The organism is Acetobacter sp. ESL1128 (genome assembly GCF_058505085.1).
Genome location: NZ_CP196369.1, coordinates 2,549,507 through 2,575,542, shown reverse-complemented (window position 1 = coordinate 2,575,542; position 26,036 = coordinate 2,549,507). Strand labels below are relative to the sequence as shown.

The 26,036-nt window shown below is 52.4% G+C and carries 20 protein-coding genes and 1 pseudogene; 12 read left to right on the top strand and 9 right to left on the bottom strand.

Annotated elements, in window-relative coordinates; translation table 11 throughout:
• The first annotated feature begins 152 nt into the window (after nucleotides 1-152).
• From ACSYTG_RS12065 to ACSYTG_RS12035, 7 genes are all read left to right on the top strand, one after another.
• Nucleotides 153-2,546: a TonB-dependent receptor gene (locus ACSYTG_RS12065; RefSeq protein WP_098123156.1), complete on the top strand. Its 2,394-nt coding sequence runs from the start codon at nucleotides 153-155 to the stop codon at nucleotides 2,544-2,546.
• Nucleotides 2,547-2,571: 25 nt separating this feature from the next.
• Nucleotides 2,572-3,441, top strand: a complete 870-nt coding sequence (locus ACSYTG_RS12060) for a sugar phosphate isomerase/epimerase family protein (protein WP_491706429.1) — start codon at nucleotides 2,572-2,574, stop codon at nucleotides 3,439-3,441.
• Nucleotides 3,441-4,487 (top strand): isopenicillin N synthase family dioxygenase, encoded by a 1,047-nt coding sequence (locus ACSYTG_RS12055; RefSeq protein ID WP_165926369.1) that lies wholly within the window; start codon nucleotides 3,441-3,443, stop codon nucleotides 4,485-4,487. The genes ACSYTG_RS12060 and ACSYTG_RS12055 overlap by 1 nt, the downstream gene beginning before the upstream one ends.
• Nucleotides 4,488-4,521: 34 nt before the next feature.
• The gene (locus ACSYTG_RS12050; protein ID WP_086645166.1) at nucleotides 4,522-5,259 is read left to right on the top strand and encodes a class II aldolase/adducin family protein; all 738 of its coding nucleotides are present in this window, start codon (nucleotides 4,522-4,524) and stop codon (nucleotides 5,257-5,259) included.
• A 261-nt stretch (nucleotides 5,260-5,520) separates the two neighbouring features.
• Nucleotides 5,521-6,771, top strand: a complete 1,251-nt coding sequence (locus ACSYTG_RS12045; RefSeq protein WP_489783356.1) for an FAD-dependent oxidoreductase — start codon at nucleotides 5,521-5,523, stop codon at nucleotides 6,769-6,771.
• Nucleotides 6,772-6,781: 10 nt separating this feature from the next.
• Nucleotides 6,782-7,276 (top strand): c-type cytochrome, encoded by a 495-nt coding sequence (locus ACSYTG_RS12040; protein WP_489783355.1) that lies wholly within the window; start codon nucleotides 6,782-6,784, stop codon nucleotides 7,274-7,276.
• A 671-nt stretch (nucleotides 7,277-7,947) separates the two neighbouring features.
• Nucleotides 7,948-9,030 carry a hypothetical protein gene (locus ACSYTG_RS12035; RefSeq protein WP_489783354.1) on the top strand — a complete coding sequence of 361 codons (1,083 nt, stop codon included), beginning with the start codon at nucleotides 7,948-7,950 and terminating at the stop codon, nucleotides 9,028-9,030.
• Nucleotides 9,031-9,240: 210 nt separating this feature from the next.
• Here the strand turns inward: ACSYTG_RS12035 and ACSYTG_RS12030 are convergent, their stop codons facing one another.
• The 3 genes from ACSYTG_RS12030 to ACSYTG_RS12020 all read right to left on the bottom strand — a co-directional run bounded on the left by ACSYTG_RS12030 (nucleotide 9,241) and on the right by ACSYTG_RS12020 (nucleotide 13,464).
• Nucleotides 9,241-11,601 (bottom strand): TonB-dependent receptor, encoded by a 2,361-nt coding sequence (locus ACSYTG_RS12030; protein ID WP_489783353.1) that lies wholly within the window; start codon nucleotides 11,599-11,601, stop codon nucleotides 9,241-9,243.
• Nucleotides 11,602-11,749: 148 nt separating this feature from the next.
• Entirely contained in the window at nucleotides 11,750-12,559 is an 810-nt protein-coding gene (locus ACSYTG_RS12025) for a phosphate/phosphite/phosphonate ABC transporter substrate-binding protein (protein ID WP_489783352.1), read from the bottom strand.
• A complete protein-coding gene (locus tag ACSYTG_RS12020; RefSeq protein ID WP_489783351.1) occupies nucleotides 12,556-13,464 on the bottom strand; it encodes a fatty acid desaturase in 909 nt (302 codons plus the stop codon). Before ACSYTG_RS12020 ends, ACSYTG_RS12025 begins: the two co-directional genes overlap by 4 nt.
• Before the next feature lie 146 nt (nucleotides 13,465-13,610).
• Between ACSYTG_RS12020 and ACSYTG_RS12015 the strand changes: the two genes are divergently transcribed.
• Complete coding sequence (locus ACSYTG_RS12015) at nucleotides 13,611-14,444, top strand: helix-turn-helix domain-containing protein (RefSeq protein WP_489783350.1); 834 nt, start codon at nucleotides 13,611-13,613, stop codon at nucleotides 14,442-14,444.
• A gap of 27 nt (nucleotides 14,445-14,471) precedes the next feature.
• Nucleotides 14,472-15,722 carry an MFS transporter gene (locus ACSYTG_RS12010; RefSeq protein WP_489783349.1) on the top strand — a complete coding sequence of 417 codons (1,251 nt, stop codon included), beginning with the start codon at nucleotides 14,472-14,474 and terminating at the stop codon, nucleotides 15,720-15,722.
• A gap of 53 nt (nucleotides 15,723-15,775) precedes the next feature.
• Here ACSYTG_RS12010 and ACSYTG_RS12005 read toward each other — a convergent pair whose 3' ends face one another.
• Complete coding sequence (locus tag ACSYTG_RS12005; RefSeq protein ID WP_489783348.1) at nucleotides 15,776-16,675, bottom strand: dihydrodipicolinate synthase family protein; 900 nt, start codon at nucleotides 16,673-16,675, stop codon at nucleotides 15,776-15,778.
• Nucleotides 16,676-16,974: 299 nt separating this feature from the next.
• Between ACSYTG_RS12005 and scpC the strand changes: the two genes are divergently transcribed.
• Entirely contained in the window at nucleotides 16,975-18,486 is a 1,512-nt protein-coding gene (gene scpC / locus ACSYTG_RS12000; RefSeq protein ID WP_489783347.1) for a succinyl-CoA:acetate CoA-transferase ScpC, read from the top strand.
• An 18-nt stretch (nucleotides 18,487-18,504) separates the two neighbouring features.
• Complete coding sequence (locus ACSYTG_RS11995; RefSeq protein ID WP_489783346.1) at nucleotides 18,505-19,476, top strand: GlxA family transcriptional regulator; 972 nt, start codon at nucleotides 18,505-18,507, stop codon at nucleotides 19,474-19,476.
• A 7-nt stretch (nucleotides 19,477-19,483) separates the two neighbouring features.
• On the opposite strand, the gene ACSYTG_RS11990 is transcribed toward ACSYTG_RS11995, so the two are convergent.
• Together ACSYTG_RS11990 and ACSYTG_RS11985 are read right to left on the bottom strand one after the other, a co-directional pair.
• Nucleotides 19,484-20,374 (bottom strand): sulfite exporter TauE/SafE family protein, encoded by an 891-nt coding sequence (locus tag ACSYTG_RS11990; protein WP_489783345.1) that lies wholly within the window; start codon nucleotides 20,372-20,374, stop codon nucleotides 19,484-19,486.
• 193 nt (nucleotides 20,375-20,567) lie between these two features.
• Nucleotides 20,568-21,968, bottom strand: a complete 1,401-nt coding sequence (locus ACSYTG_RS11985) for a sensor histidine kinase (protein WP_489783344.1) — start codon at nucleotides 21,966-21,968, stop codon at nucleotides 20,568-20,570.
• A gap of 202 nt (nucleotides 21,969-22,170) precedes the next feature.
• On the opposite strand from ACSYTG_RS11985, the gene ACSYTG_RS11980 reads away from it, so the two are divergent.
• Nucleotides 22,171-22,875, top strand: a complete 705-nt coding sequence (locus ACSYTG_RS11980; RefSeq protein WP_489783343.1) for a response regulator transcription factor — start codon at nucleotides 22,171-22,173, stop codon at nucleotides 22,873-22,875.
• Between the two features lie 144 nt (nucleotides 22,876-23,019).
• Here ACSYTG_RS11980 and ACSYTG_RS11975 read toward each other — a convergent pair.
• The 3 genes and pseudogenes from ACSYTG_RS11975 to ACSYTG_RS11965 all read right to left on the bottom strand — a co-directional run bounded on the left by ACSYTG_RS11975 (nucleotide 23,020) and on the right by ACSYTG_RS11965 (nucleotide 25,987).
• Nucleotides 23,020-23,707, bottom strand: a pseudogene (locus ACSYTG_RS11975) (VIT1/CCC1 transporter family protein).
• 10 nt (nucleotides 23,708-23,717) lie between these two features.
• Nucleotides 23,718-23,936: a hypothetical protein gene (locus ACSYTG_RS11970; RefSeq protein ID WP_489783342.1), complete on the bottom strand. Its 219-nt coding sequence runs from the start codon at nucleotides 23,934-23,936 to the stop codon at nucleotides 23,718-23,720.
• 452 nt (nucleotides 23,937-24,388) lie between these two features.
• Nucleotides 24,389-25,987, bottom strand: coding sequence for a B12-binding domain-containing radical SAM protein (locus ACSYTG_RS11965; protein WP_489783341.1), 1,599 nt, complete (start codon nucleotides 25,985-25,987; stop codon nucleotides 24,389-24,391).
• Nucleotides 25,988-26,036: the final 49 nt, after the last annotated feature.

Genomic DNA, 26,036 nt, shown 5'->3' with positions numbered 1-26,036 from the left:
CGCTACAGGGCCGCATACCAACAAGCAAAAGTATGATTTAGTCATTTTCAAACGAATGTGCCGGAGATTTCGTTATCAAATGGAAATGAAAAGACCGGTTGCCTTATAAGCCCAGGGCCGGTTCCAACTGGAATAAAATCAGGAATACGGGCATGAAATCCTTGTTTTTACGTCGGTCCTTCCGCCTTCTGGCTTCGGTTCCAGCGTATGTTACCCTGCCAGCTCTGCCCTGCCTGCTTTTGGCATCCACCTCCCCACTGGCAACGGCTGCACCCTCTGCTGCAAGCCCGCCGTCTGCAGATGCAAGCCACAGTGCCCCAGGCCATAAGCATGCGGGTACTGCGCCACGCCGCAAAAGCTCAGCCCCTCGGCAAGGGGGCTCCGAGCAGGTTGAAGTCACGCAGACCCATGCCCATCGCTATCTGTCCGAGCCAACCACGGTCAACGTGATCAGCGGGCAGGAGCTCCGCTCGCTCCATCTGGAGAACCCCAAGGACATTGCCTCCTTTACCCCCGGTGTGACGGCAACCAACGCTGTTTCTGGTTCGGCTCCCATTTTCTCCATTCGTGGTGTTGGGCTGGATGACTACGTTGGCACCAACATGGGTGGCATTGGTATTTATCTTGATGGCGTTTTGGCTCCGTTCCCCGTGTTCTACACCGGCCAGATGCTGGATGTGGAAAGTGTTGCAACGGAAAAAGGCCCGCAGGGTTTTGATATGGGGCGCAGCACCACGGGTGGTAGCATTAACGTACAGTCCGTAAAACCATCCGATAAGTTTGGGGGTTATGCGGAGTGGGGTTATGGTAGCTACAATACCAGCCGTGGCCGCTTTGCCATTAACACCCCCATTACAAGCAAGATTTCAAACCGTCTGGCCTTTAACTATGTCAAGGGCGACGGCTGGCAGAAAGACGTTGCAACGGGTGCGCGTTATGGCTCGCAGGATCTGCTGGCAATGCGTAACCTGACCAAATTTACGGTGGATGATACCTCATCCTTCCTGCTGAACATCCACTATACGCGTGATAAGGGGCGGTCCACATCCCCTCAGGATATGGATACGGTTGCCAATGGTGGTGTGGGTGCAAACCCCAACCCGCATGCTGTTAATGTTGGCAATACCCCGCCCCAACGCAACGAAAATGGCGGTGGTGTTTCGCTCAACTTTACCAAAATTTTTGATTTTGGTACGTTCTCCTCCACAACGGGGATCGATTTTTACCGCCGGAATGATCTGGATAACTACGATGGTCTTGGCACCGTTGCTGGCGGGGTGCGCTCCGACGGTACGGGCGTGGTAGGCGGCGTTGGCACCAAATATGCCGATTACCGCTGGAACGATACGGCTATTGCCCAGTCGCATGACATGCACCTGCGCATGAATCTGGCCAAAATCTTCCATCTGACGGTTGGTGTTTACGAATCTTATGACAAGATTGATGGTAGCTACACCAGCTACCGCATGGATGACCCCGGTAGCATGGTCAACCTGACCAACCATTTTTCGCAGCAGAACCTGTCCACCGGTGTTTATGTCAACACGGTTACCAATATCACGAAAAAGCTGGACTTTATCGCGTCTGGTCGTTTTTCCTATGATGAACGTGGCTTTAATGGTGGTTCGGTGTACTCGGCGGTCGGGAACGGAAGCCCGCGCCTTGCTGCTCCGTACAATGCAACGCTTAATGGTGCGATCAACCATCTTAACCAGCAGCACGATTACGAGCGCTTTACCGGGCGTGTTGGTCTGCGTTACCAGATTGTACCGGGCACTTATGCTTATGGCACCATTTCCAACGGTTATAAGGCAGGCAGTTATTTTGCAGCCCCTGTTCTGGCGCCCGCAGCACTGGATTATGTCCGTCCGGAAAATCTGATTGCTTATGAAGTCGGGATCAAATCCTCCCTGCTGCATAACAAGGTTATTCTGGAAGGCTCCCTGTTTGACTACGAATATCACAACCGTCAGACACTCTTCTTTGGTACGTTCCACCCTTATGCAAATTCAAACATTTCCAGCAACTCGCTGACGCTGGGCACTATTCCGCGTGCACGCACACGGGGTGGCGAAGTTTCCACCACCTTGCATAACGTTATTCCTAATCTTGATCTGCGTGGTTCCTTTGCCTACCTGGATGCACAGATCAAAAGCCCGGTTGACTCGCTGCCCGGCCTGACACTGGACCCAAAGATCGCGCATAACTCCCAGCTTCCGTTTGCGCCACGGTTCTCATGGAGTGCTGTTGCACGTTACAACATCAACTTTGACCGCTACCGCACCACATTGCAGGCCAGCTACACATGGAAAGACAACATGTGGGCCGCATTGGGTGACAGTAACGCCCAGACCAGCAAGATCAGCTCGCTTGGCCTGCGGATGGAAGTTGGCCCCAAAACCGGCAAATGGACTGCTGCAGTTTATGTTGACAACCTGCAGGACAATCACGGCTCCACCTACTCCTTTACCGGAAGTGACGGGAACCGCGCCCAGTATATCCAGACACCCCGCTGGGTTGGCTGCGACCTGCACTACAACTTCTGATACCTGAATAAAAACCGGGAAAGCGATGATGAAATTTGAACTTTTCCGAACATTGTGGGGAGATAACCGCCGGTGGGACATCCCACTGGCGGAAGCCCGTGCCGCGGGGTTTACCGGGTTTGAGGCGCGTATTCCTCCAACCCATGCTGCCGCACAGGAATGCAGCACTATTTTGCGAGAAGAAGGGGCACCGTATATCGCCATAGCCATGACAGGTGGCGGCGTTATTCCCAACCAGAGTGCCTCTGTTCAAAATCATCTGGACGACCTGCGGTGTGCTGTGGACCGCGCATTGCCCATGAACCCCCGGTTTGTCACCATTCTGGGGGGCAACGACCGCTGGCCCGCAAGCCAGCAGGCAGAGTTTATTGCGCAGGCGCAGGAAATCTGCCGTGCAGCCAATGTGCTCTGCTGTTTTGAAACACACCGCTCCCGTATTCTGGCAACACCGTGGGTAACACTGGATGTGTTAGCACAGGTGCCGGATATGCTGTTTACGGCGGACATAAGCCACTGGGTTGTGTGCTGTGAACGCCTGCTGAATGACCCGGCAGATGACCTGTCCGCTTTTGTCGAGCGTGTGCATCACATTCAGGCACGGGTGGGGTATGATCAGGGGCCACAGGCACCCCATCCCGGCGCGCCGGAATATGCACCCGCCTTACGGTTCCACCAGAGCATCTGGCAGCAGATCTGGCAGAGCCAGCTTGCGCGGGGCTACACCACAACCACCATGACCCCCGAATGTGGGCCGGATGGTTACCTGCACACCTTGCCGTTTACCAACATGCCGGTTGCGGACCTGTGGTCCCTTAACATCTGGACTGGCCAGACAGAACGCCAGCATTTTCAACAGGCCATGTCAGCGCGTGGCAGTAAAAAGGAACTGGGTTGATGTCCGTTTCCACCACCACCGAAACTTTCACCCGTATTCCCGTTATTGATATCAGTGGTCTGTACAGCCCTGATATTGCGCAACGTCAGGCCGTAGCGGACAAGCTGGGTGATGCTGCGCGTAATGTCGGTTTTCTCTTTATTTCCGGGCATAATGTGCCAGAGGATCTGATCGAGGGCGTGCGCAAGGCTGCGCGTGATTTTTTTGCCCAGCCTTTTGAAAAGAAGATGGAATATTACATAGGCACCTCTGCCACCCACAAAGGTTTTGTGCCTGAAGGGGAGGAGGTGTATTCCGCTGGCCGCCCCGATCACAAGGAAGCGTTTGATATTGGCTACGAAGTTCCGGCCAATCACCCGCTGGTGCAAGCCGGAACCCCGTTGCTTGGCCCTAACAACTGGCCGGACCTCCCCGGTTTTCAGGCTGCGGCGGAAGCTTATTACCGTGCGGTGTTTGATCTGGGTCGCAAGCTCTTCAGCGGTTTTGCTCTCGCTCTGGGGCTGGAGGAAAACTACTTTGATTCCGTAGCCAATTTTCCGCCCTCCAAGCTGCGCATGATCCATTACCCGCATGACGCACAGGCGCAGGATGCGCCCGGCATTGGTGCTCATACGGATTACGAATGCTTTACAATTCTTCTGGCAGACAAGCCGGGGCTGGAAGTGATGAACGGGCACGGAGACTGGATTGACGCGCCCCCCATCCCCGGAGCGTTTGTGGTCAATATTGGTGACATGCTCGAAGTCATGACCGCAGGCGAGTTTGTGGCAACAGCACACAGGGTGCGCAAGGTTGCCGAAGAGCGCTATTCCTTCCCGCTCTTTTACGCCTGCGACTACCATACCCAGATCCGCCCGTTACCGGCTTTTGCCAAGGATGATGCGGCTTCCTACGAAACCATCACTATTGGCGAGCACATGTGGGCGCAGGCCTTGCAGACATACCAGTATCTGGTGCGCAAGGTTGAAAAAGGGGATCTCAAGCTCCCCGAAGGGGCACGCAAAACAGCAACTTTTGGACATTTCAAGCGCGTTGCCTCAGCCTGAAACCACCTTTTTTGAATTTAAGGACACCACAACAATGACAACACAGCAGACAGAACAGGAACTGCGCGAAGACCTGGCAGCCGCATACCGGCTTATCGCGCATTTTGACATGACGGATATGGTTTATACGCACCTTTCCGTCCGCCTGCCCGGTGATGGGCACCGTTATCTGGTTAACCCGTATGGGCTTCTGTTTGAAGAAATTACAGCCAGCAGTCTGGTTGTGGTGGACGCAGATGGTGTTCCGCAGCAAAAAACAAGCTGGAACATCAATCCTGCCGGGTTTGTCATTCATTCCGCTGTCCATGCCAATCGGCCGGATGCTGCATGCGTCATGCATACGCATACCCTTGCCGGTATGGTTATTGCGGCACAGGATCAGGGGATTCTTCCACTTAACCAGATCAATATCGAGTTTTATGGTGCAGTTGCCTTCCATGCTTACGAAGGTATTGCAGCGGATGACAACCTGAGCGAGCGTGAACGCCTGGTGCGTGACCTTGGCACACGCAATGCCATTATTTTGCAAAACCACGGCCTGCTGACTGTAGGTAGCACCGTGGCACAGGCATTTTATCGCATGTACTACATGGAACAGGCCTGCAAGATCCAGATTGCAGCGCAGTCCACCGGGGTACCGCTACACATTCCGTCAGAAGAAAAAATGCTTCGTGCCAAAAACCAGTTTGATACGGACCCCGATCAGGGGCAGATGATCTGGAAAGCCCTGCGCCGCAAGCTTGACCGCGAACAGCCTGACTACAAAAACTGAGCATCTGACCCTGCCAGGGGGAGCTTTTGAGCCTCTCCTTGGTAGGGTGCCTGCCCGCCTGCGCCAGATGCGGTACAACAGATGTGTTGCATCCTTGCCAGCAGGAGTTTTGCCGGGTGTAAAGCCTGCTCAGTCAGATAAATCACCCATTTTGCAAGTTCATGGTCGGTCGTTTTGCGCGCAGGGGTAGCGCATGCACGGCAAACTCCCGTATGCTAGGTCTTCTATTCGCCAGTTGATCACACAATTAGGATACGCAGCTTGAAACGCAGAGACCTGTTTGCGGCCTCTCTGGCAGCCGGAATAATGGGGAGCACCCGACGGGGCTGGGCCGCCACCCCAGATGCAGCAGCCGCTCTTGGGCGTACGGCCCTGCACGGAACCATCCCGCGTATTGTGCCTATTCGTGCTCATGCGGACCAGATCATGGATATAAAGGTCTGTCTGCGTCCGTTCCGCCCTGCTGGCCCACGCATGGATGTGGAGCATGTGGCGGGCAAAACCGTGGTGCATAATTACGGCCATGGTGGTAGCGGCTGGTCGCTCTCATGGGGGGCGGCTTACATGGCCGTTGGGCATGCCGCGGCTACGCTGGAACGCAGGGTGGCGGTTATAGGCTGTGGCATTATCGGCCTGACTTCGGCCCTGACCGCGCAGCGTGCTGGGCTGGATGTCACCATCTACACCCGCGACCTGCTCCCCCATACCCGTTCCGTGCGGGCGAATGGGAGCTGGACACCAGATTCGCGCATAGCCCTAACCCAGCAGGCTGGCCCCGAATTTGCCAGAACGTGGGAAAAAATGGCCCGTTACTCCTGGCAGACCTATCGGGATTATCTGGGCATGCCGGGCAATCCAATCGATTTCCGGGATAACTATACTCTTTCCGACACAGCACCGGATGCGGCCGACCATGTGCCTGCCCCAGCAGATGCGGCCAAAGGCAGCTTTGCCACCACAGGTATGCCGCAGAACAGTGCGGAATTTGCCGAATATGCCAGCCTGATAAGCGATATTATTCCCGCACCCGAACTGCTGGCCGGGGCCGATAACCCGTTTCCCGTAGCTTATGCACGGCGCACGCCGCTCATGATCTACAATTTTGGTTCTTACGGCCACCTTCTGCTCGAAGAGTTCCATCAGGCAGGTGGGCGTATAGTTATCCGCGAATTCCATAGTCCTGCCGATCTGGCGGACCTGCCCGAGCGTGTGGTGATCAATTGCCCCGGCTATGCTGCGCGGGACTGGTGGAATGATAAATCCCTCATTCCTGTCCGTGGGCAGACAAGCTGGCTCCCGCCTCAGCCCGACGCATCTTATGCGCTGGAATACAAAGGTGCGGCCATGATTTCCAAATCCGATGGCGTGATGATTCAGGGGTATGACATGTCCGGACTGGGTGAGATGGACGGTGTGGGGAACAGTTTTGAACACCCGGACCGCGCCGAGGCAGAAAAGGCCATTGCTATTATTGGCGATCTTTTTACCCGTTTTCAGCCTCGTGCCGGATAAGAGCACTATCATGATCCGTTCCTTTACCCTGCGTATTGCTCTTTTGGCTTCTGTGCTGTCGGTCTTTTTGCTCCATACTGCTCCGGCATGGGCTGACACGCATTATACAGCCCATGCTGCTAGCCAAAGCGGTAATGGGCATGCTGTCTCGTTTTCGGCTGAGCAGGTGGCGCATGGCGCGCAGATTTATGCTGGAGCCTGCGCCATGTGCCATGGTGCCGACCTTGAAGGTGGGCATGACGTACCGGACCTGAGCACGTATTTTACGGCACGTTGGGCGAACACCCCGATTGACCAATTAGCCGGATATATATCTCGCGCCATGCCGCTCATGGCACCGGGCACCCTGCCGCCACAGGATACGGCAGCTCTGGTCGCGTTTCTTCTGCACCAGAACGGAGTGGTCTCCGCAACGGATGCGCCTTTGCCGATGGAAGAGGCCCGACTGGCCAAACTTCGCTTTCCCGCACCTTCTGCCAGTTCTGCTGTAGCTACCAAGCCGTAACAGGGGAGTCGTGCCGTAATATTCAGCTGCGGCGCATCCTCTATCGGGTAGATACAGATAGGTTAGACCAAATATTGGCGGATAGCCGTTACGGCACCATGCCTGAAGCTTCCTCTTGGTGCTCTAAAACCCATTATGGCTTTATTCAGAAATAATTACGTATAAACAAAATAATGCTTTTCTTCCCATAATTTGGGTGTTTTTCTGTAGTAACAGAAATATTATTCAATAAAATATTAGCATGCTTATTTGCGGTCATTATATTGACACGAAAATATAATTTATGCAAAAAGCCTTCCTTTTTTAGTCTGAAGGTAGGAGTAAAACGCGATGTGATGGCGCACTATGTTCTGTTGCGTCTGGTTTCATGCAGTATAACGCAATGGATTTCATAAATATTTTTTTAACAATGGATACAGACAGATGCCACCCGACGAAGAAAAAACAATGTTTCAGAAACTGTTCATAACAATATTGTTTTTCTCTCTGTCGGTGTTCAGTGCTTTTTCACTTTTCATTATGATTCATCCCCGTGTCAGTCAGAATTACAGGAATTACTATATTAATAAAAATATCAGTGCATGGGAGTATCTTGAGGCTGAGATATACGGGGGACTTGATATTCAAGAGCGGGTCAAGCCAATTTGCGTGAAATCTGCAAGAGACACGACATGTTAACGATGAAAAAAATAATCAACAAAAAATATATATCTCTCTATATATTATCAACGGCCATGTTTTTTATGCTGACTCCCTTGTTTGGGGGAGTGGTGCCAGCCACATGCCATTGGGACTGCCATTGGTATTCTTATATAGCTAATCATGGATACGGAAAATATTCGCATCTCTATCAGACGATGATAGGAATGGGAGATTGGTGTTTTTTTCCTCTTTATATCCTGATGATAAAGGGATTTTCGTATCTTTCTACACTCAGCGTGCAGGCTTCCGGCCTGATCATTAACAACATAATATTGTTTTTCATTCCGTATTTTTTGATAAAATACAATGAAATCAGGAAGTGCAATTTAGATAATACGGTTATTATTTTTCTTTCGTTTTTCTCAATATTTTGCTTGTGGGATAGAATCCAGTACACAGAATGTGTTTATGGCATTCTGCTGCTGGTCAGCCTGTATAATTTTTATAAGAAGAATATGCCTGCGCTCATGGCCTCCATATTTCTTCTTTCTTTTTGTCGGCCGACCGGGTTTGTGGTGGGTTTGATCTTGTCATTTTTCTTGATGAAAGAGGCAGGTTTTAAAAATATAATCGCAAAAAAATATGATTTTATGAGTTACGCACTGGTTGCTCTGGTGGGGTTCAGCGCAATCGGGTTGTATAGCTTGTATCTATATCATCTCATGGGGGATGGTCTGGCATTTTCGCATGCCCAGATTGCGTGGGAACGAAAATTCCGTATTCCTGTGGTTGTTGCATGGAACTATTTAAAACATCTGCATGGGATGCATCTTTTTGTAAGCTTCCTTATAGACATCGTTATTATATGGTATGCGTACAAGAGAAAGTATTGTGTTGAAGCAACTATATTGCTGTTCACGTTCCTGATCTCATCATCCACATCGCTTATGTCCATACATCGGTATATCTGGGGATGCCCTTTAACGATTATTGTAGTTGCAGATTTTGTGAAGCAACAAAAATTCAGGCATAGCCTTGTTTATGGGGCTTGCGTTGTATCTTTTGTGTCGTCCTCCATCATATGGTTCATGGGGCTGAAGTATTTATTCTAAATGTGATGCAGGGCAAAATCTGTGCCCTGATCGCATGGGTAAAGGCCTTTTCATGTTCCGCCCATTTGGGGTGAGGCTGGCAGAAAACGCCTTTCGGCTGGCATGGCTGCAAAACTAAAGGGCTTCACAGTATGAGAGACCAATATGTGAAGCCCTTATTGTGTCTGCTCCCAGCGCCTTAATGGGTTCTGGGTCGTGGATACACAAACCTCAGAAGTTTGCGCTAATCGTTCCAAAAAACTGTCTGGGTGCGCCCATGAGGAAATAATTGAAACCGTTGTTAATGAAGTTGTTCCCCGCCTCATTGGTGGTGGCAATGTAGGTTTTGTTGGCCAGATTGTAGATGTTAAAGCTGGCGGATAGCCCTTTTAAGGGGCCGACAGACCCAAAATCGTAGCGGGTGCCAAAGTTGGCCAGAAAATACCCAGGAACATGTAGGTCATTGGTATATGTTAGCTGACGGCTGGACAGGTAAGTGCCATCCACATGGGCGGAGAGTTTGCCAATATGGTAGCTGATACTGCCCTTGTACATGAACTGTGGATAGTTCGGGATCTGTTTGCCTTGGGTCTGGTACAGAACACCACCGCTGGCAACGTTCTGGTCGTAAGAGGAATGGTTGTAAGAAAATGAGTTATAGATCGAAAGGCCTTTTAACGGCCTGACGGTAATGCTGGCTTCAGCCCCATTGGCTGTTACGCTGCCAACGTTCTGGACCACTGGGGTAGGGCTTATGTTCTGCCCGCCATATGTCATTTGCAGACGGTTGGAAAAATTGATCCGGTAGAGCGATGCCAGAGCACTGACCAAGGGGGTCGTATAACGGTATCCGCCTTCATATACCCAGTCAGTTTCGGGTTTTAAGGCATTTTTTGTGCTCTGGAACACGTTTTGCTGTGCTGCCCATGGTGTGGCTACCATATTGGTCTGGTAGCCATCTTCGGGAAAGCCGCGCATGTTGTGCGAGACATCAAAAAACAGCTCGTTGTGTGGCAGAAAACGCCAGTTGGCCGATACCTGTGGCAAGAACGCATTGGATGCCTCCAGCCGCCCCTGTGCCGCTTGGGGGAGGGAGGGGTCTTGCGTAGGCACATTGTTGCCAGCGTTGAGGATCATGGATTTGAAGCCAGCATTGACCGTAAGCGTGTCTGTGACCCGGTAGGTGTCCTGTAGATGAAAGACAAAGGTGTTGGAGGAAAAAGATTCCTGCCACGGGTGAGCAAAAATCTGGCTGGATGGAAAGCCGCTGGTCGGATTACCCAATGTACCCTGACCCAGTAATGGTGCCTGGCTAAAGTAGCGCCCTTCGTTAAACGTACCATATTCGTACCACACACCGGCATTGAGGGTATGGCGGGCAATCTTGTAGGTGAATGCGGTTTCAAACCCGCCGCGTGCGATCTGGGGTGTCTGGAGGCGTTGCGACAGGGGTGCCCCGTTGGGGGAGGGCATATAGGGTGAGGTCCATGTGCTGTAGCCGTTGTCTGCATGGCCATACAGCGTTGTTTTCCAGTTCAGCCGGTCGGTTAGGTTTTCGTCCAGTGTCAGCCCACCCAGATAATCTACCCGGTTGGCTGTGCCTGCGTAATAGGAGGCATCGGCCGGGTCATACGTGGCAGCAATCGAGGGAGAAAAAATACCACGAGCTGCATTATAGGCCGCGGCATAGTTCGGGTAATAATTGGACAGTTTGGGGCCAATGCTATGCAGGTAACCCATGGTCATGTCCTGATAATCGAACTGTTGCGTTGAGCTCCAGTCGAAAAAGGCTTTTAGGGAGGACCCATTGGCAAGAGGCTGGACAAGCTTGGCGTTGACCTGATCCGAGTAGTTGTAGCCACCGCCTTTCCACAGGTTCATATCCGTGCGTGCGTAGGATACATAAAAGCGCGTGCCGACTGCATTCAGGTCCCCGCTTTCAAGGCGTACAAAGGTACGCTTGGCCGCATTGCTTCCAAATGTCTGGCTGACAGTGCCGCCCCGTGTATGCGATGGGTCGATGGAATGAATCTGGATGGCCCCCCCCAGATTACTGGTAGAGGCAACATCAATTGCCCCGGCACCTTGTGATACGTCCACGCCACCAATGTTGTCGGAAATGATGGAGCGTGTCACTCCCAACCCATTGTAATTGTTGAACTGCTGGTCCCCCAGTGGAATGTCATCCAGCGTAAAGCCCAATTGCGACTGGCCAAAGCCCCGCATAAAAATCTGGCTGGAGTATTCATAGGCACCAAACGGGTCTGAGGACTGGTACATCACCCCCGGTAACTGGTTGAGCACTTTGAGCGGGGATGTGCCGGGCACGCTCTGCTGCATCATGCTTCGGGTGATGCTGGTCATCTGGCGGGTGGAGCCACGCCCAAAAACGGCAATGTCCTCGTGCGCACCATCAACGGTTTTGGCAGCCTTGTTCACATGCCCTGCGGGTGCGGCAGCCGGGGTGGTTCTGGCCTCGCCAGATACTTCAGCCGCCCGAACCGATTTGGCAGCAATGGCCGATGTCAGGGGGGGTATCATGATCATACCGCCCAGAATGGTGGAGCGGGCAAGCCTCTGTCGTGTCATCATGGGTTTGCTCTCTTTAAAGACGAAAGTGGATTGCCGATGAATCCGATATTAATAAATATTGTGTCCTGATCATGCTTTGTTCTGCCATGCAGATGCGTGCAAACATGATCGTGCGGACTGGGGGCATTCTGCGCGAGAGGTTGCGGGGTCAACATCGCGCTGGAGGCAGGAAGATCGCCCGGGCGACATCTGCCACATTGCGCCTGATAGCTTCCGGCAGATGCACCGAGCAGATGAACGGCAGGCCGGTGGAAGGGGCTGTCCAGCCAGCCACGTGCAGTTTTGCGCTCAGGCTCGGGTGGTGTCGCTGCGCCATGGCCCAGCTTTTGCAATCAATTGCAGCAATATCGGCTTCGTTGGCGGCTACCATGCGCAGGGAGGCCAAATGGCTGCCAGTTGGTGTAATGCGCGAAAAGGCGCGCATGGATGCACCTTGTGCGTGCAGATCACGCTCCACCGATAAGTAGCCCGAGCGGGAGTCCAGCGTGTTAAAGGCAAAGTGCTTGCCTGCCAGATCAGGCATAACCGGAGTGTCTGATGGTACGAGGGTAGGGCGTTGTGCCTCGCTGCGGGTAATCAGCGCACTGCGGTACAGAATACCTTCTCCTCCCGGTACGCCAGAATAGCTGTTTTGTGCGATGACATGCACAAACGGTCGCAACCCCTGCTCCAGCGGCCCCCAGCATGTTTCACCAAACAGCAAGTCGGGGTGGCGCCAGAGCGTGTGCAGGTCCAGCTCTTCTGGCGGTAATGTTGCAGGGTCTGGGGCGATGATGTTGCCAGCGACATCCCTTATTCCACCGGGTACGGCGGGCAGGTCAGCATTACGGCGTACCAGTCGCTCCGGGGCAGCAATACCACGCAGGCGCAGCGCATCTCGCACGCGTCGCCAGCTTAGATCCACGGTCTCCCGTTCCTCTGGTGGGTCATACATTGGCATGGAAGCAACAAAGGTCATGACTGCTCCCTTGCAGGCTGTGGGCTATATGCCGGATGCAGCAATGGCTCTTTGGAGCGCAGCAGATACTGCCAGATAATTTTGTGGTACCCGCGATAGACATATCCACGATTCTGGATCTGCCATTGCTCCCGGTTCTGCTTGTACAGGCTGGGCATGCGGAACCAGGGTTCACCCGGCAGGGCATGGTGGACAACATGCAGATTGTTATAAAGAAACAGGAAGGATAGGAAAGATTTTTCAACAATAATCGTCCGTCCGTCCGGGGCTTCGTGCCACCGATGTTCGCAGTACGAACGCAGGGCGATCAAGGCATTACCCGCATAGGCCGGTCCGACTGCATAAAGCCAGAATGGTATGTGAAAACCGTATGTAACAATGGCAGCAACAAGCAGGATGGACAGGGCATGGATAACCCACGCTCGCCGGACTGTGCGGTTTCCGGCCCGGATGAGTGCTAGATCCTGCCAGAAAAAACGGATACTCCCCACCAGTGGCCCAAGCAGCAGGCGGCCCAGAACGGTGTTGTCGAGCGTGAGTAGAAAGCGCCAGAAAAACCCGAGATGTACCCAGTTCGCGCGGTCCCAGTAATAGCTTTCCGGGTCCTGGTGCGGGTCGGTTAATGCATCATCGTGATGGTGCTGCAAATGGCTCGTACGGTAGCGGCGGTAGGGGTAAGCCAGACCAAGGGGCAAGCCAACCAGCACTTCGTTGAACAGGGCAGATGGGGTAGGGTGGCCATGAATGGCTTCGTGCTGGAGTGAGGAGTGGAATGCAACTGTTACAGCCATGCAGACCAAGGCCAGCAGCGGATGAGCAGGATAAAAAAAGTATCCAAGCAGCACCCAGCTTGTGTAGCAACCCAGCAGGGCAAGCCATGTTGGCCATTCTGCAATGGCCTGCATGATAAAAGCACTATTTTTTGTGGTTTTATTCTGTACGTTTTCCATAAGATCGGTTTTAACCGTACAAATACCCTTTTCAATGAGTGTGTTGTAAAATATGTTGACTTTTGTCACATATAATACGCAATTAATCGTGGAAAAGCAGCATGAGCAAACGTGTCATTTCCCGCATCTTTCAGCAGCGCGTCTTGTCCTTGATTGCAAAATCAAAAAGTCGCTCTCTGTTCGCTGCGGAGATCGGGATTGATCGTTCAGCATTAAGCCAGTTGCTTGCCGAGGATGCCGTACGCCTGCCCCGGGCGGATACATTGGTGCGTATTGCCGAGCGTTATAATGTGTCCGTGGACTGGCTGCTGGGTGTAACAGACACCGCAAATACAAGTGCTACCCGCACGACAGAAGTTGCAGATAATCCGGATTATTATAACATTCCTTTGCTAACCCGCTGGCACACGGAAGCAGAGGGTATGAAAATCCGTTACGTGCCCTATCGTTTGCCGGATATTCTGCGTATGTCAGAGGTTGTAGCATGGGAGTTGGGGCCGGAATATGATGACCCCGCAGAGATTGAGGCTATTGTCAGCAATCTCAATTATAACCGACCCCCGGGAACAGATATGGAAATCTGCCTCTCGACCCAGACCATCACGAGCCTGATAGATGGTGTGTTCCCATGGGATGGGCTGCCTGTTTCAGTCCGGCGGGCCCAGATGGCATATATGGTGGAACGGGTAGAAACGTTATACCCATCCTTGCGTATTTTTCTGTTTGATGGGCGAGCACATCATACCGTGCCCTATACAATTTTTGGAACACAGCGGGCTGCAATCTATGCTGGTAGCCAATATATTATCTTCAATGATCAGGCGACCATTCAGCAGATGCAGCGCCATTTTGATCAGCTTATCCGCCAGTCTGAAACACAGCCTCATGATGTCTCGCGCTGGCTCAAGCAGGCGTCTAAATCTCTGGAAAAATAATAGGTTTTTAAAGGTATTTTATTTCTTATGCAGGATTCAAGGCACCGCACGCGCCAGCGTATGACTCTTCTTCTGCTCGTAGGGGCGGGGTGCATCAATTATATTGATCGTGCAACCCTTTCCATCGGCAATACTGCGATTATGGCAGACCTGCATTTGTCCTATGAGACCATGGGCTGGCTGTTGTCCGCTCTGGCATGGACCTACATGATCAGCCAGATTCCAATAGGGCTCCTGGCTGACCGCCTGGGGGGACGGGTGTTCCTTGGGGCTTCTCTGGTTTTATGCTCATTTTCCGAAATATTGTTTGGACTGGTGGATAGTTCGACCAATATTTTCTGGACCCGTGCCTTGCTGGGTGTGGGGGAAGCTCCTTTGTTTCTGGCGGGCACGCGTGTTCTGGTTCACTGGTTTTCGGCGGAAGAGCGGGGTAGTGCGATCGGGCTGTTTAATGGTTCTGCCTCTTTGGGGCCTGCACTGGCTCCTCCTTTTTTGCTGGCCATCATGGCCTGGTGGGGCTGGCGGGATATGTCGGTTCTGGTGGGCCTGATTAATCTTCTGCTTGCGGTTATCTGGATTGTTTATTATCGCGACCCGGCTTCGGGCGAGGTGTCTGCTCCCACACCTGCTCATTCTGCAAGGGCATCACTCCGTTCTGCGTTAAAGGATGATCTGGGGTACCTGCTCAGACAACGTAACACATGGGCTGCTACGGCAGGTTATACCGGTGTGGTCTATCTTAGCTCTCTTTATGTCACCTGGTTGCCGGCCTGGTTGGAAAAAACGGAAAATCTTTCAGTCATTCAGGCAGGATTATTATCAGCATTCCCTCAGATTTTCAGCTTTTTGGGCTGTTTTATGGGGGGGCGGCTGATGGACATGATCAGCCAGCGCGGAGTTGCCCCTTTAGTGGCATGCAGGCGTACTGTGGTGTTGTCCATGCTTGCCTGTGCAATCCTGACCGGGACACTCGCTTTGCAACCGGGGTCGATCCCGGCCATAGTCCTGTTGACGTTTACACTGTTTGCCAGTGGTGTGGCTGTGAGTTGCGGATGGACACTGGGTACATTGATTGTTACGGAAAACCGCGTTGCAACGCTTGAAGCCATACAGAATACCGGTGCTTCACTGGGAGGTGTTCTGGCTCCTTTGCTGACGGGTATTCTGGCAACCCGTTATGGATCATTCGGCCCTGCGTTTATACTGGCCTGTGGCATAGGTCTGGTAAGTGTTGTTATGTATCATAAAGGTTTTTCTGGCCGTACACTAAAATCCTAGCGCCAGACGCGCTATGCTTCATGCGCGGCTGCGTATGGCATGCAGGGGTGTTTTTAGGAACAATCATCCATGCAGGCCTGTAATGCCTCAATTACCCTCTGCTGGTTCTGGGGGCTGAGTGGCAGAATAGGTAAAGGGGGCTGGGCATTGGCAAGCCCCAAAAAACGGGTTGCAGCATAAGCCACGCGCAAGCTCCCGAATTCCTTGAAGAGCTGCCACAGAGGCAGCAGGGTTTTCTGGTAATGGTTTACAGAAGCCACATCACCTGCACGCGCAGCTCTGACCAAGGCTTTGGCCAGTTGGGGCAGAAATCCCCCTAAAACACTAAACCACCCGTCGCATCCAGCCAGCAGGGCTTCAGCCGCAATCCAGTCTCCACTATAGCCAATACTGAGTTTTCCAGCCGGGCTGTTCCGCAGTTCTGTCAGTTCCTGTGTGACCGTGCCTGCTGCTGGGGCTGGCATTTTTATGGCGGCAATGTTGGGTATATCTGCCAGCCGTTCCAGTAGGGTACGACCAAAGCTGAAATGTGTCGTGCTGGGGTTGTTATAAATACACAGGGGCAAAGGCGTGACTGCCGCGACCGCGGCATAGTGCTGGTAGGCCTCTTCCTGCGTGAGGGGGGTATAGGATACAGGGGCCATTAACAGCCCATCTGCGCCTTCGGCGGCCGCATCGCGTGCAAGGTTCTGTGCATCATCAGTGCGCAGGGTTCCAACCCCTACGATCAGAGGGGTTTTACCGCCAATGGCTTTGACCGCTGCCCGAACGGCCCTGCATCGTTCTGTCCGGCTCAGATAGGCATAAGTTCCGGTGCTGCCTAACAGGCCAATGGAATCTACACCATTGGCTGACAGGTAGCCCGTCAGGTGCATCACACCTTCTGTATCGACCACACCATGTGAGTTGGTGGGTGTTATGGGAAAAGCTGAAAGACCGTAAAAAATCGACATATCAGACCTCATTCCCCGATGGAACATTGACGCCAATTGACTTCAGATCACGTTTGATGCCGTGGGCTGCTCATGATCTACCAATATCATGCGCAGATGAGAAAGTTTTTAACGCGCTGGGCAACATCTTAACAGGCAGGCGCTATCCGTAACCGGTGCTTGGTGGCTCACAGTCATGTGGAGAGACATGTCCCAATATGGTCCATGATACTTTTTTGCGGACCATCATTCTCGTTGCTGTGTTGGCTGTTCAGCTTTCATCATAAGTGACCTCAGGAACACTTGGATGAAATCTGGCCATGAAAGACCGCATTGCTCACCAGACATTTCTTGATCGTATCATGACGGCACAAGAGGCCGCAGCCCTGATCCGGAATAAGGATGTTATTGCCACCAGTGGCTTTACCGGTGCCGGATACCCCAAGGCCGTACCCGAGGCCCTTGCCCAACGGATTGAGGCAGCCCATGCGGCCGGGGAGCCGTTTACGGTGCGGTTGCTAACCGGGGCTTCAACCGGGCCGCAGTTAGATGGAGCGCTGGCCAGAGCTAACGCGGTGGCGTTTCGCAGCCCCTATAATGGGGATACCGCCATGCGGGCCCGGATTAACGAAGGCAGCACGCTTTACCTTGATACACACCTTGGTCAGGTGGCCCAGAAGGCACGGCAGGGGCAGTTTGGTAAGCCGGATGTCGCGATTATTGAAGCAGTTGCCGTTACGCCAGATGGGCAAGTGATCCTTAGCTCTTCTGTCGGCAACAGCCCGACATGGGTGCAGATTGCAGATAAAATTATTGTCGAGGTCAATACCTGGCAGAATCCTGAACTTGCAGGCATTCACGATATCTGGCGTGGTGTGCAAATGCCACCAAACGGGCAGATTATACCCCTGCTACACCCCGGTGACCGTATAGGGAACGGCACACTTGCCATTGACCTTAACCGGCTTGTGGCTGTTGTTGTTACGGATGAGCCTGACCGTAACGCACCATTTGCAGAACCGGATACAACTGCACGGCAGATTGCCGGTCATGTTATGGAGTTTTTTGCACATGAGGTAAAACAGGGGCGGCTTCCGCCCTCACTGTTGCCGTTGCAAAGTGGGGTTGGCAATATTGCCAATGCCGTTCTGGAAGGTTTGAATGAAAGCCATTTTGAAAACCTCACTGGCTTTAGTGAGGTTATTCAAGACGGTATGCTATCCATGCTGGAAAGCGGGCGCATGACTGTTGCTTCGGCCTCCTCTTTTTCCCTTAGCCCGGAGGCAGCGCAGCGTATCAATCATCAAGCGGCATTTTTCCGCCAGAAAATTGTACTTCGGCAGCAGGAAGTCAGCAACAGTCCCGAACTCATCCGGCGCCTTGGAATTATTGCCATGAACGGCATGATCGAGGCGGACATTTATGGCAACGTGAACTCCACCTGTGTCATGGGGTCACGGATCCAAAATGGAATAGGTGGCTCTGGCGATTTTGCACGGAATGCGTTTCTGTCCATGTTTGTGTCACCTTCTACCGCCAAAGGAGGAAAAATATCCGCCTTTGTGCCAATGGTGCCGCATACCGATCATATTTTGCAGGATGTGCAGATTATTGTTTCCGAACAGGGGTTGGCAGATCTGCGTGGCCTTGCCCCGGTGGAACGGGCACGGTCGATTATTGACAAGTGCGCACATCCCGGTTTCAGGCCGCATTTGCAGGATTATTTCGAGCAGGCCAAGCGGTATGGCTTTGGGCAGCATATTCCGCATCATCTTCCCGCAGCCCTTGCCTGGCATCAGCGTTATATGGAAACTGGAAGCATGCTGGGCTGAGAAAAATCCGGAAACCTGATGACCGAACTTTTGATTGTTTTTGTGGTGAGTGATGGTGTCCAGCTTATGGATATTGCCGGACCTGCCGATGTTTTTGCCGAAGCCAATACGTTTTACGGCAGGCCACTTTATCGGTCTGTCCTTGTGGCAGCCAAAAAAGATATTCGAAGTTCGTGTGGTTTCAATCTGCGGGCTGACCTGCTGCTGGGGGATATTGGCAGCAAATGTGTGGATACCCTGCTAGTGGCCGGAGCCCCCGATGCAGCGACCAGAAGTTACAACCCGGCCCTGACCAGATGGCTACGGCAGGAAGCCCCCAAAGCTCGCCGGTTTGGATCAATCTGTGGGGGTGTTTTTCCGTTGGCAGAAACCGGCCTGCTGGATGGACAGACCATTGCTACGCACTGGGCTGATGTGGACCGTGTTCGCCACAGATTCCCCGCCGTAACGGTGGATGCAGATGCAATTGTGCGCGAGGAAGGGGCTCTTAGAACTGCGGCAGGTGTATCCTCCGGTCTGGATTTGGCGCTTGCGCTGGTGCGGGAGGATATGGGGGAGCGAATTGCCCGTGATGTCGCCCGGCAACTCGTGCTTTTTTACAAACGACCCGGAGGGCAACTACAGTACAGCCGGCAAAGGGAACTGTCCCCAGCCGGGCGGTCTGCCTTGCAGTCTCTTCAACGGCAGATTTTGCAGCAGCCGGACGCTGAATACAGTGTAGAAGCCATGGCAGGGATGATTGCGCTGGAACGCAGGCAGCTTACGCGGCTTTTTGCGCAGGAAACAGGGTTATCGCCCGCCAGATGGGTTGAGCAGACACGCCTGACGATTGCCCGCAACCTGCTTGAAGAAGGGCGTAAACCGCCCAAGGTTGTGGCTGCTGAAGCAGGCTTTGGGTCTGTCAGGGTTTTGCGGCGGGTTTTCCAGCGGCATCTTGGTGTAACACCGGCTGAATACAGGAAGCGCTTTGGGCAACTGCGAGAAGTCTGACCATGTGTTAGAGTTGATTGGCCTTTTGGGTATCATGGCTCAGTTCCAGCTCGCCTCCATTCTCCCATTCCAGTGCAAAAGTATGCTCTTGCCATGACAGGGATGCTGCGACTTCTTCATCTGCATGGGCGAAATGAACAGTAATGTTCTCCTGTTGTGCAATCTGCTCACCGGCGATGATCACCATCATAATGCCGGCTACCACCATGGCAGCATGACCAATGTGGTGGAACAGGCGGTCATGCAGGTAAGGCAGAAGGTATTTCATGCCCATGGAAGACAGGATTGCGGCCATTGCTACGGCAAGCCCTGCAACGGTTGCTTGGGCACTGAGCAGGCCAAATATAGCGTAAAGAATGATTTTGAGCAGATGCAGCAAAATTTCGTTGGCTGCACGGGTTGCGATAATTTCTTCCTTCCGTAAACCCAGCCGATAATAGAACCCGTTAAAAACCAGACCAACGCCTCCCGTAAAACCGGATATGAACCCAGCTGCAGCCCCCAGCATATGCAGCTTTGCAACAGGAACCGTTGCAACAGTGCAGTTGGAAGCAGGTTTACGAAAAAGCAGCGGCAGGTTCCCCATAAGGAACAGGCCCAGAAGGAGCGAGAGGTAGGCCGGGTTCATACAACTCAAAGCCCAGACACCAAGGCCTGCAAACGGTAATGCCGTGGGGGCAAAATGGCGGACAATGTCCCACCGGATTGCATGCCTGAAGGAGAGAATGCGGGCTGCGGAACTGGCGGCTGTGCCGATCGACAGGGTTGCGGGCACCTGGTTGCCCGGCAACGCCAGCTCCAGTAGGGGCATTAGAATAAGTCCGGCTCCACCGCCGGATACAGCGCTCAGGCCAAATGCTGCAGTTGATGCAACCAGAATAAGGAACCAGAGGAGCATTGGCTATCGGACCTCGGATGTTGGTTCCTGCATATTGGGAGCACTGCATGCAATTGCGTCTCAAAATGCAGGTGGTGCTACCACATCTGGCTCAAGCTTCCGGCAGTGTCAGCTTACAATCCCCCAATCTTCCGCCAAAGCGCTATGGGGGCAGAGCAGACCCACTATAGTATCCCCAATAAAGCATGGTCGCTTATTGGGTTTTTACAGGCAGTGAGATTATGCAGCGCAAACCGGGTTTGTTATCACGCAGGATAATTGTGCTTGCATGCAGTTGTATGATCGCCTTGACCATGCTGAGCCCAAGTCCATTGCCATCATGCGTGCGGCTTGTATCCAGCCGGACAAAACGATCAAAAACCCGTAGCATGGCCTCGCCCGGGATGCCGGGGCCGTTATCGGTTATTTCTATGTGGATACTGTTGCCTGTTACCTTAATGGCCGCGGTAATGGTGGTCTGGCTGGGGGTGTGCCGTATGGCATTTTCAATCAGGTTGGAAAAAGCCTGCCGCAAAAGCACCGGATGCCCAATAATGGCAGGGCAGGCTGGCATGGGTGGGGCGAGCAGGTACTGCCCATGATCCTCTATGACGGAGCGGTAGGGTTCCAGAACCGATTCCAGCAGTTGGGCTGGGTCTAGAGGTTCCATTTCCTTGTTCCATGCACCGGCTTCAAGCTGGGCGAGTTTGAGCAGGGAGGAAAATATTTCCAGCGCTGCATCCAGTTCCACAATCGCAAGTTCGACCTGCTCCTGCATGTTTTCGGCCGGTAAACGGGCCAGGCTGGCGCGTTCAAGGTTCTGGCGCATGCGGGCCAGTGGGCGGCGCATGTCGTGTGCGATGTCATTGGAAACCTGTTTTAAGCTGGCAATCAGGAATTCGTTCTGATCAAGCATGGCATTCAGGCTTTCCGAAAGATGGTCAAGCTCATCATTGGTGCCACGCAGGGGAATGCGGCGCGACATGTCCCCTTGCATAATGCTGCGCGCTGTTCTGTTTATGGTTTCGATCCATTTCAGGATCAGGTTGCTTAGGAAAAGACCGCCAGCCATTCCCATAAGCCCAAAACCTGCAATTTCCCATAGGAGCGTGGTCCACAAGGCATGCTGCAGATGCGTCAGGGGAGAGGCATCCATGCCGACAAAGTAATAACCCCCATCATCCAGAAGGTAGCCTATGCCATAAACAATATTCTGGTTTGCTTCCTTTGGCAGGCGGTGGGACCAGGTTAGCCAGCGTTCTCCTGCTATGGGTTTCAGGTGCAGCATATTACCCGTAACAACTACCTCGCCGGGACCTTGGAGAAGGTAATGGAAGCCTGGTTCATGTTCGATCAGTCCCTGCACAACAGGCAGGAGGTGGCGCACATCTGCCGCGCCTGCATCGGCAAATGTTTCGTGGCCTTCGTTTTCTACCGCCTGACGGATTTGCTGGCGCAGGGTGGACTGGCTGTAAAGGCCGGATGTTACGGTCATGACCGTGCCACCCAGTATAAAAAGACTGGCAAACAGCGTGACAATACGAAATGCCGTTGTGGCCATGACACGCCGGGCCGCAGCACTCTGGCGTTTGAATGGTTTGTTCCCGAATATCATGGGATATTGTGACGCATTGCCGTAATCTCGCAAGGTATGAAGGGGAGGGTGTGTCTCATATCCGGTAGTTGATAAATTAAAAAATCCCCAATCATGACCGGTTTTGCATCATAGATAGTGCCATATAGCACTGATCCTGATACCGTGAGACAGAAATGAGCGCGCTTTCAGTAAGATGCAAAACTGTGATTGGTCTACAGTCATGACGTCGGTTACACGTCCCCGCCTGCTGCTGGTTGAAGACGACCATGTTACAACGGATTACCTGCAACAGGGGCTGGAAAAATGCGGGGTTGACGTCGTCTCTGTAGCAAATGGGAATGACGGATCGCATTATGCGCTCTCCCAGCCATGGGACGTCATTATTCTGGACCGGATGTTGCCGGGTCTGGATGGGCTGACCATTCTTATGCGCATGCGCGCTCAGGGTATTATGACGCCAGTGCTGTTCTTGACCACCATGGACGGCGTGCCAAGCCGTGTGGCTGGTTTGCGGCATGGCGCGGATGACTACATGGTTAAACCCTTCGCCTTGCCAGAACTTGTTGCACGTGTGCAGGTGCTGCTCCGTCGATCTTCATCTTTTCGGAACACGGCAATCCTGAATGTAGATGATATAGAGCTGAATTTGCTGACACTGGCAGTGACCCGCAATGGAGAGAAAATTTTTCTGCAACCACAGGAGTTCAAACTTCTGGAATATTTTATGCGCAATGCTGGAACAATTCTTTCCCGCCAGATGTTGCTGAAAGATGTCTGGCATATGGATTTTCCGGTTCGTACAAACATTGTTGAAACACATGTTTGCCGTCTGCGGGAAAAATTGGGGCAGGATGCCCCCCCTCTGATTCATACGATCAGAGGGAGTGGTTATGTTATGAGCGCCAATTTGAACGATATTGTTTGATATAGGCAGGAATGCTCAGGCATCTTTTAATCAAGATTATGATTCTGGATCAGGAATAACTGGTTATACAAACAGGGTTCTGATTAAAGGTCAGGGAAATTGTACTTATTAAAACAGGGGCGGGGAAATGCGTGTGGGCATATATCAAGCCTGAACGCCAAACATCTTTCCTATTCCAGCCGTTATGGTCATTGCCACAACACCCCAGAAGATAACCCGCATTGCCGGGCACCAGGGGGAGGCGCCACCTGCTTGTGCTCCCACAACTCCAAGTACGGCCAAACTAACCAAGGATACAGCTGATACAGACCATGAGACAATATTGGCGGGGGACATCAATGCCGCCAGCACGGGTAATATGGCACCGGATGAGAACGCAGCGGCAGAGGTAAAGGCGGCCTGTACGGGGCGGGCCACCGTAGCTTCGGAAATGCCCAGTTCGTCCCGGGCATGTGTGCCCAGCGCATCATGTTGCATTAACTGGAGGGCAACCTCATGCGCGAGAGTATCGTCCAGACCCCGTTGGCGATATATGCTTGCCAGCTCGCTGACTTCGGTATCCCAACTGCTGTGCAGTTCCTTTTTTTTCACGGGTTAGATCAGCTTTTTCTGAATCCGCCTGCGAACTGACAGAGACATATTCTCCAGCCGCCATAGATATGGCCCCGGCAACGAGGCTGGAGATTCCAGCCAGCAGAATGCTTTCCTGCGTGGCATGAGCGCTGGCAACGCCAATGATCAGGCTGGATGTTGACAGGATTCCGTCATTTGCTCCCAAAACAGCAGCCCTTAGCCAACCCAGCCGGGATGTGGCGTGGAGTTCCTCGGTCATGGAGGTGCTTCTACTGTCTGTTTGCATCAGAATAATCCTTTTTTATCAACATTTTTTGGGAAATAATGTCTTTTAGAGTAAAATAATGAAAACACGCAGCCAGTGCATAGCCTGTGGTCAGCAGCATAATTAGCCAGCCATTCCACTGGCGCAAGCCATGTAACCAGCTAACAGTTGGTACGGAAAATTTAGCAAATGTAGGCCTGATCTGGCAGGAGCGGGAGCTCATGGATTGCACGTTACTCCAGCAGGTTCTGAAATGGTCCCCATGCATTCGCTGTTGCGAATTGTACCATAATAATAACTGCACAGCCCTAGTAGAAAAGGATTGTGAGGTTATCATAACGTATTGAGGAAAAGGTGAGTTTTTCATTAATTTAACGGAGCGTATCATTCAAACATGACGTGAACCTGAACAGATTACAGTCTGTCTGAGTTCGGAAGCAGAGAAGTAGAAAAACGTGTGCCTGAATGATGCTGATGTAGTGTGGATTAGCAATGTGTATTCCTATAAAAAATATAGGGGGATCATGAAACTATGCGTTTTATCAGCTCCATGTATATCTTCATGAGCGGAATGGCACCTGTGTGTTGCAATTTGTATGAAAGGCGCTTTAATGTAAAATACATGCCACAATCATTCTGCATTACGCATACTCCTTCATCTCTTCTTTAAACAGGTCAGGCAGGAATTAATTCTGGCTCCATAAGGTGCATAAGGGGCGGTGCATGCCAGTGATCGCAGTCTATATCCGCAATTTCACGGTCAATTTCAGCAATGACCTGCCGCGAAAAAGGACCAAGATGCAGGTAAAGTGCGCTTGTCATAATGACGTAAGGTAATGCTTTTGGGTTATGCAGGGCGCAGTCCAGCAGCATACGCCAGAATGACCCGGCCGTACCCGGCCCTGCCTGATGGATACGGGCCAGAAGCCGGATAAAGCTACGCAAATCTCCCTTGATCATCCGGTGGGCACGTTCACGCCTTAACATCCGACCAAGTCTGCGCACACGCCCAAAATAGGCAGAAGGAGCATAGATTGTTGCCAGAACAGCCCTGTAATCGTTTAATATATCCCGCCGTGGACGTTGTGTTTTAAAATTAAGCCCTGCCGTGCATTGATCTCCGGACTGTGTGTGTTCATTGCCGGAAAAAAGACGCCCTTCCGCTAATAGACGGCGTGTTAGCTGGGTTGTGGGTAAGGCGTACAAGAGGCCGACCATACAGACTGGGATTGATGTGTCTTCAATACAGCCAATCATGCCTTGAGCAACGCTGCCTTTTTCACTATCAAACCCGACAATGAAGCCGGCATTAACAAAAATCCCGGCTCTGTGGATTGTCTCAATGCTTTGTTGCAGGCTGCGCCGTGTGTTCTGCTTTTTCTGCATTAGCACAAGTGAGTCTGTATCCGGGCTTTCTATCCCAACAAAAATGGCAAAGAAGTTTGTGTCCGACAGGCTACGCAACAGCTCAGGGTCATCCGCAAGGTTGATGGATGCTTCGGTTGAAAATTCAAAGGGGAAGTTGTTCGCTTTTTGCCAGTGTTTGAGATATGGCAGGAATGTCTTGAGGGCTTTTTTGTTGCCAATCAAATTATCATCAACAAAATCCACATGTCCACGGTAGCCAAGGGCGTATAAGGCATCGAGCTCTGCTATGACCTGCGCATTGGTTTTGGTGCGCGGCACACGGCCATACAGTTCGATAATATCGCAGAATTCGCAGCTGAATGGGCACCCTCGTGAAAACTGAATGCCAACACGAAGGTAGTGGTTGAGTTTAAGCAGATCAAAACGGGGGAGGGGGCTTTTTGTAACATCTGTTTTGCCCATTGGAGCTTTGAATGTGCCACGTTTATCGCCGAGCTGCCAGGCGGCGATAAAGTCGGCCATGATTTCCTCTGCCTCACCTAGAACTTGAAAATTGGCAGTGCTGTAGAGGGAGGGACTGGACGTAACATCCGGCCCACCCACCACGACTGGTTTACCATGGGTGCGGCACATCTCGATCAGAAAGAGTGTATCGTTGCGCTGGGGCAGCATGCCGCCAGTCATCACGATATCTGCCCAGTCAAAATCCGTATCGGCCAGCTCTTCGGTATTGCGGTTAACCAGACGTATTTCCCAGCTTTTGGGGAGTAAGGCGGCAACAGTAATGAGACCGAGCGGTGCTGCCGGGTAGCGTGCGCCGCTCAGAGCACAAGTTTCCTTGTAATTCCAGAATGACCCTGCATTGAACAGTGGAAAGATCATCAGAACCTTGCATGGGCTGGTCATGCTGCAAACCTCCATTGCTGCAAGGTTGTCTGATAGTCAGCACAGATAT

Excerpts from the sequence above, each read along its gene's own strand:
- ACSYTG_RS12060 (WP_491706429.1), top strand. The coding sequence starts at position 2,572 with ATGATGAAATTTGAACTTTTCCGAACATTGTGGGGAGATAACCGCCGG.
- ACSYTG_RS11980 (WP_489783343.1), top strand. The coding sequence starts at position 22,171 with ATGACGTCGGTTACACGTCCCCGCCTGCTGCTGGTTGAAGACGACCAT.
- ACSYTG_RS12020 (WP_489783351.1), bottom strand. The coding sequence starts at position 13,464 with ATGCAGGCCATTGCAGAATGGCCAACATGGCTTGCCCTGCTGGGTTGC.
- ACSYTG_RS12050 (WP_086645166.1), top strand. The coding sequence starts at position 4,522 with ATGACAACACAGCAGACAGAACAGGAACTGCGCGAAGACCTGGCAGCC.
- ACSYTG_RS12005 (WP_489783348.1), bottom strand. The coding sequence starts at position 16,675 with ATGTCGATTTTTTACGGTCTTTCAGCTTTTCCCATAACACCCACCAAC.
- ACSYTG_RS12040 (WP_489783355.1), top strand. The coding sequence starts at position 6,782 with ATGATCCGTTCCTTTACCCTGCGTATTGCTCTTTTGGCTTCTGTGCTG.
- ACSYTG_RS12010 (WP_489783349.1), top strand. The coding sequence starts at position 14,472 with ATGCAGGATTCAAGGCACCGCACGCGCCAGCGTATGACTCTTCTTCTG.
- ACSYTG_RS11990 (WP_489783345.1), bottom strand. The coding sequence starts at position 20,374 with ATGCTCCTCTGGTTCCTTATTCTGGTTGCATCAACTGCAGCATTTGGC.
- ACSYTG_RS12015 (WP_489783350.1), top strand. The coding sequence starts at position 13,611 with ATGAGCAAACGTGTCATTTCCCGCATCTTTCAGCAGCGCGTCTTGTCC.
- scpC (WP_489783347.1), top strand. The coding sequence starts at position 16,975 with ATGAAAGACCGCATTGCTCACCAGACATTTCTTGATCGTATCATGACG.
- ACSYTG_RS12025 (WP_489783352.1), bottom strand. The coding sequence starts at position 12,559 with ATGACCTTTGTTGCTTCCATGCCAATGTATGACCCACCAGAGGAACGG.
- ACSYTG_RS12035 (WP_489783354.1), top strand. The coding sequence starts at position 7,948 with ATGTTAACGATGAAAAAAATAATCAACAAAAAATATATATCTCTCTAT.
- ACSYTG_RS12030 (WP_489783353.1), bottom strand. The coding sequence starts at position 11,601 with ATGATGACACGACAGAGGCTTGCCCGCTCCACCATTCTGGGCGGTATG.
- ACSYTG_RS12065 (WP_098123156.1), top strand. The coding sequence starts at position 153 with ATGAAATCCTTGTTTTTACGTCGGTCCTTCCGCCTTCTGGCTTCGGTT.
- ACSYTG_RS11965 (WP_489783341.1), bottom strand. The coding sequence starts at position 25,987 with ATGACCAGCCCATGCAAGGTTCTGATGATCTTTCCACTGTTCAATGCA.
- ACSYTG_RS11985 (WP_489783344.1), bottom strand. The coding sequence starts at position 21,968 with ATGATATTCGGGAACAAACCATTCAAACGCCAGAGTGCTGCGGCCCGG.
- ACSYTG_RS11970 (WP_489783342.1), bottom strand. The coding sequence starts at position 23,936 with ATGAGCTCCCGCTCCTGCCAGATCAGGCCTACATTTGCTAAATTTTCC.
- ACSYTG_RS11995 (WP_489783346.1), top strand. The coding sequence starts at position 18,505 with ATGACCGAACTTTTGATTGTTTTTGTGGTGAGTGATGGTGTCCAGCTT.
- ACSYTG_RS12055 (WP_165926369.1), top strand. The coding sequence starts at position 3,441 with ATGTCCGTTTCCACCACCACCGAAACTTTCACCCGTATTCCCGTTATT.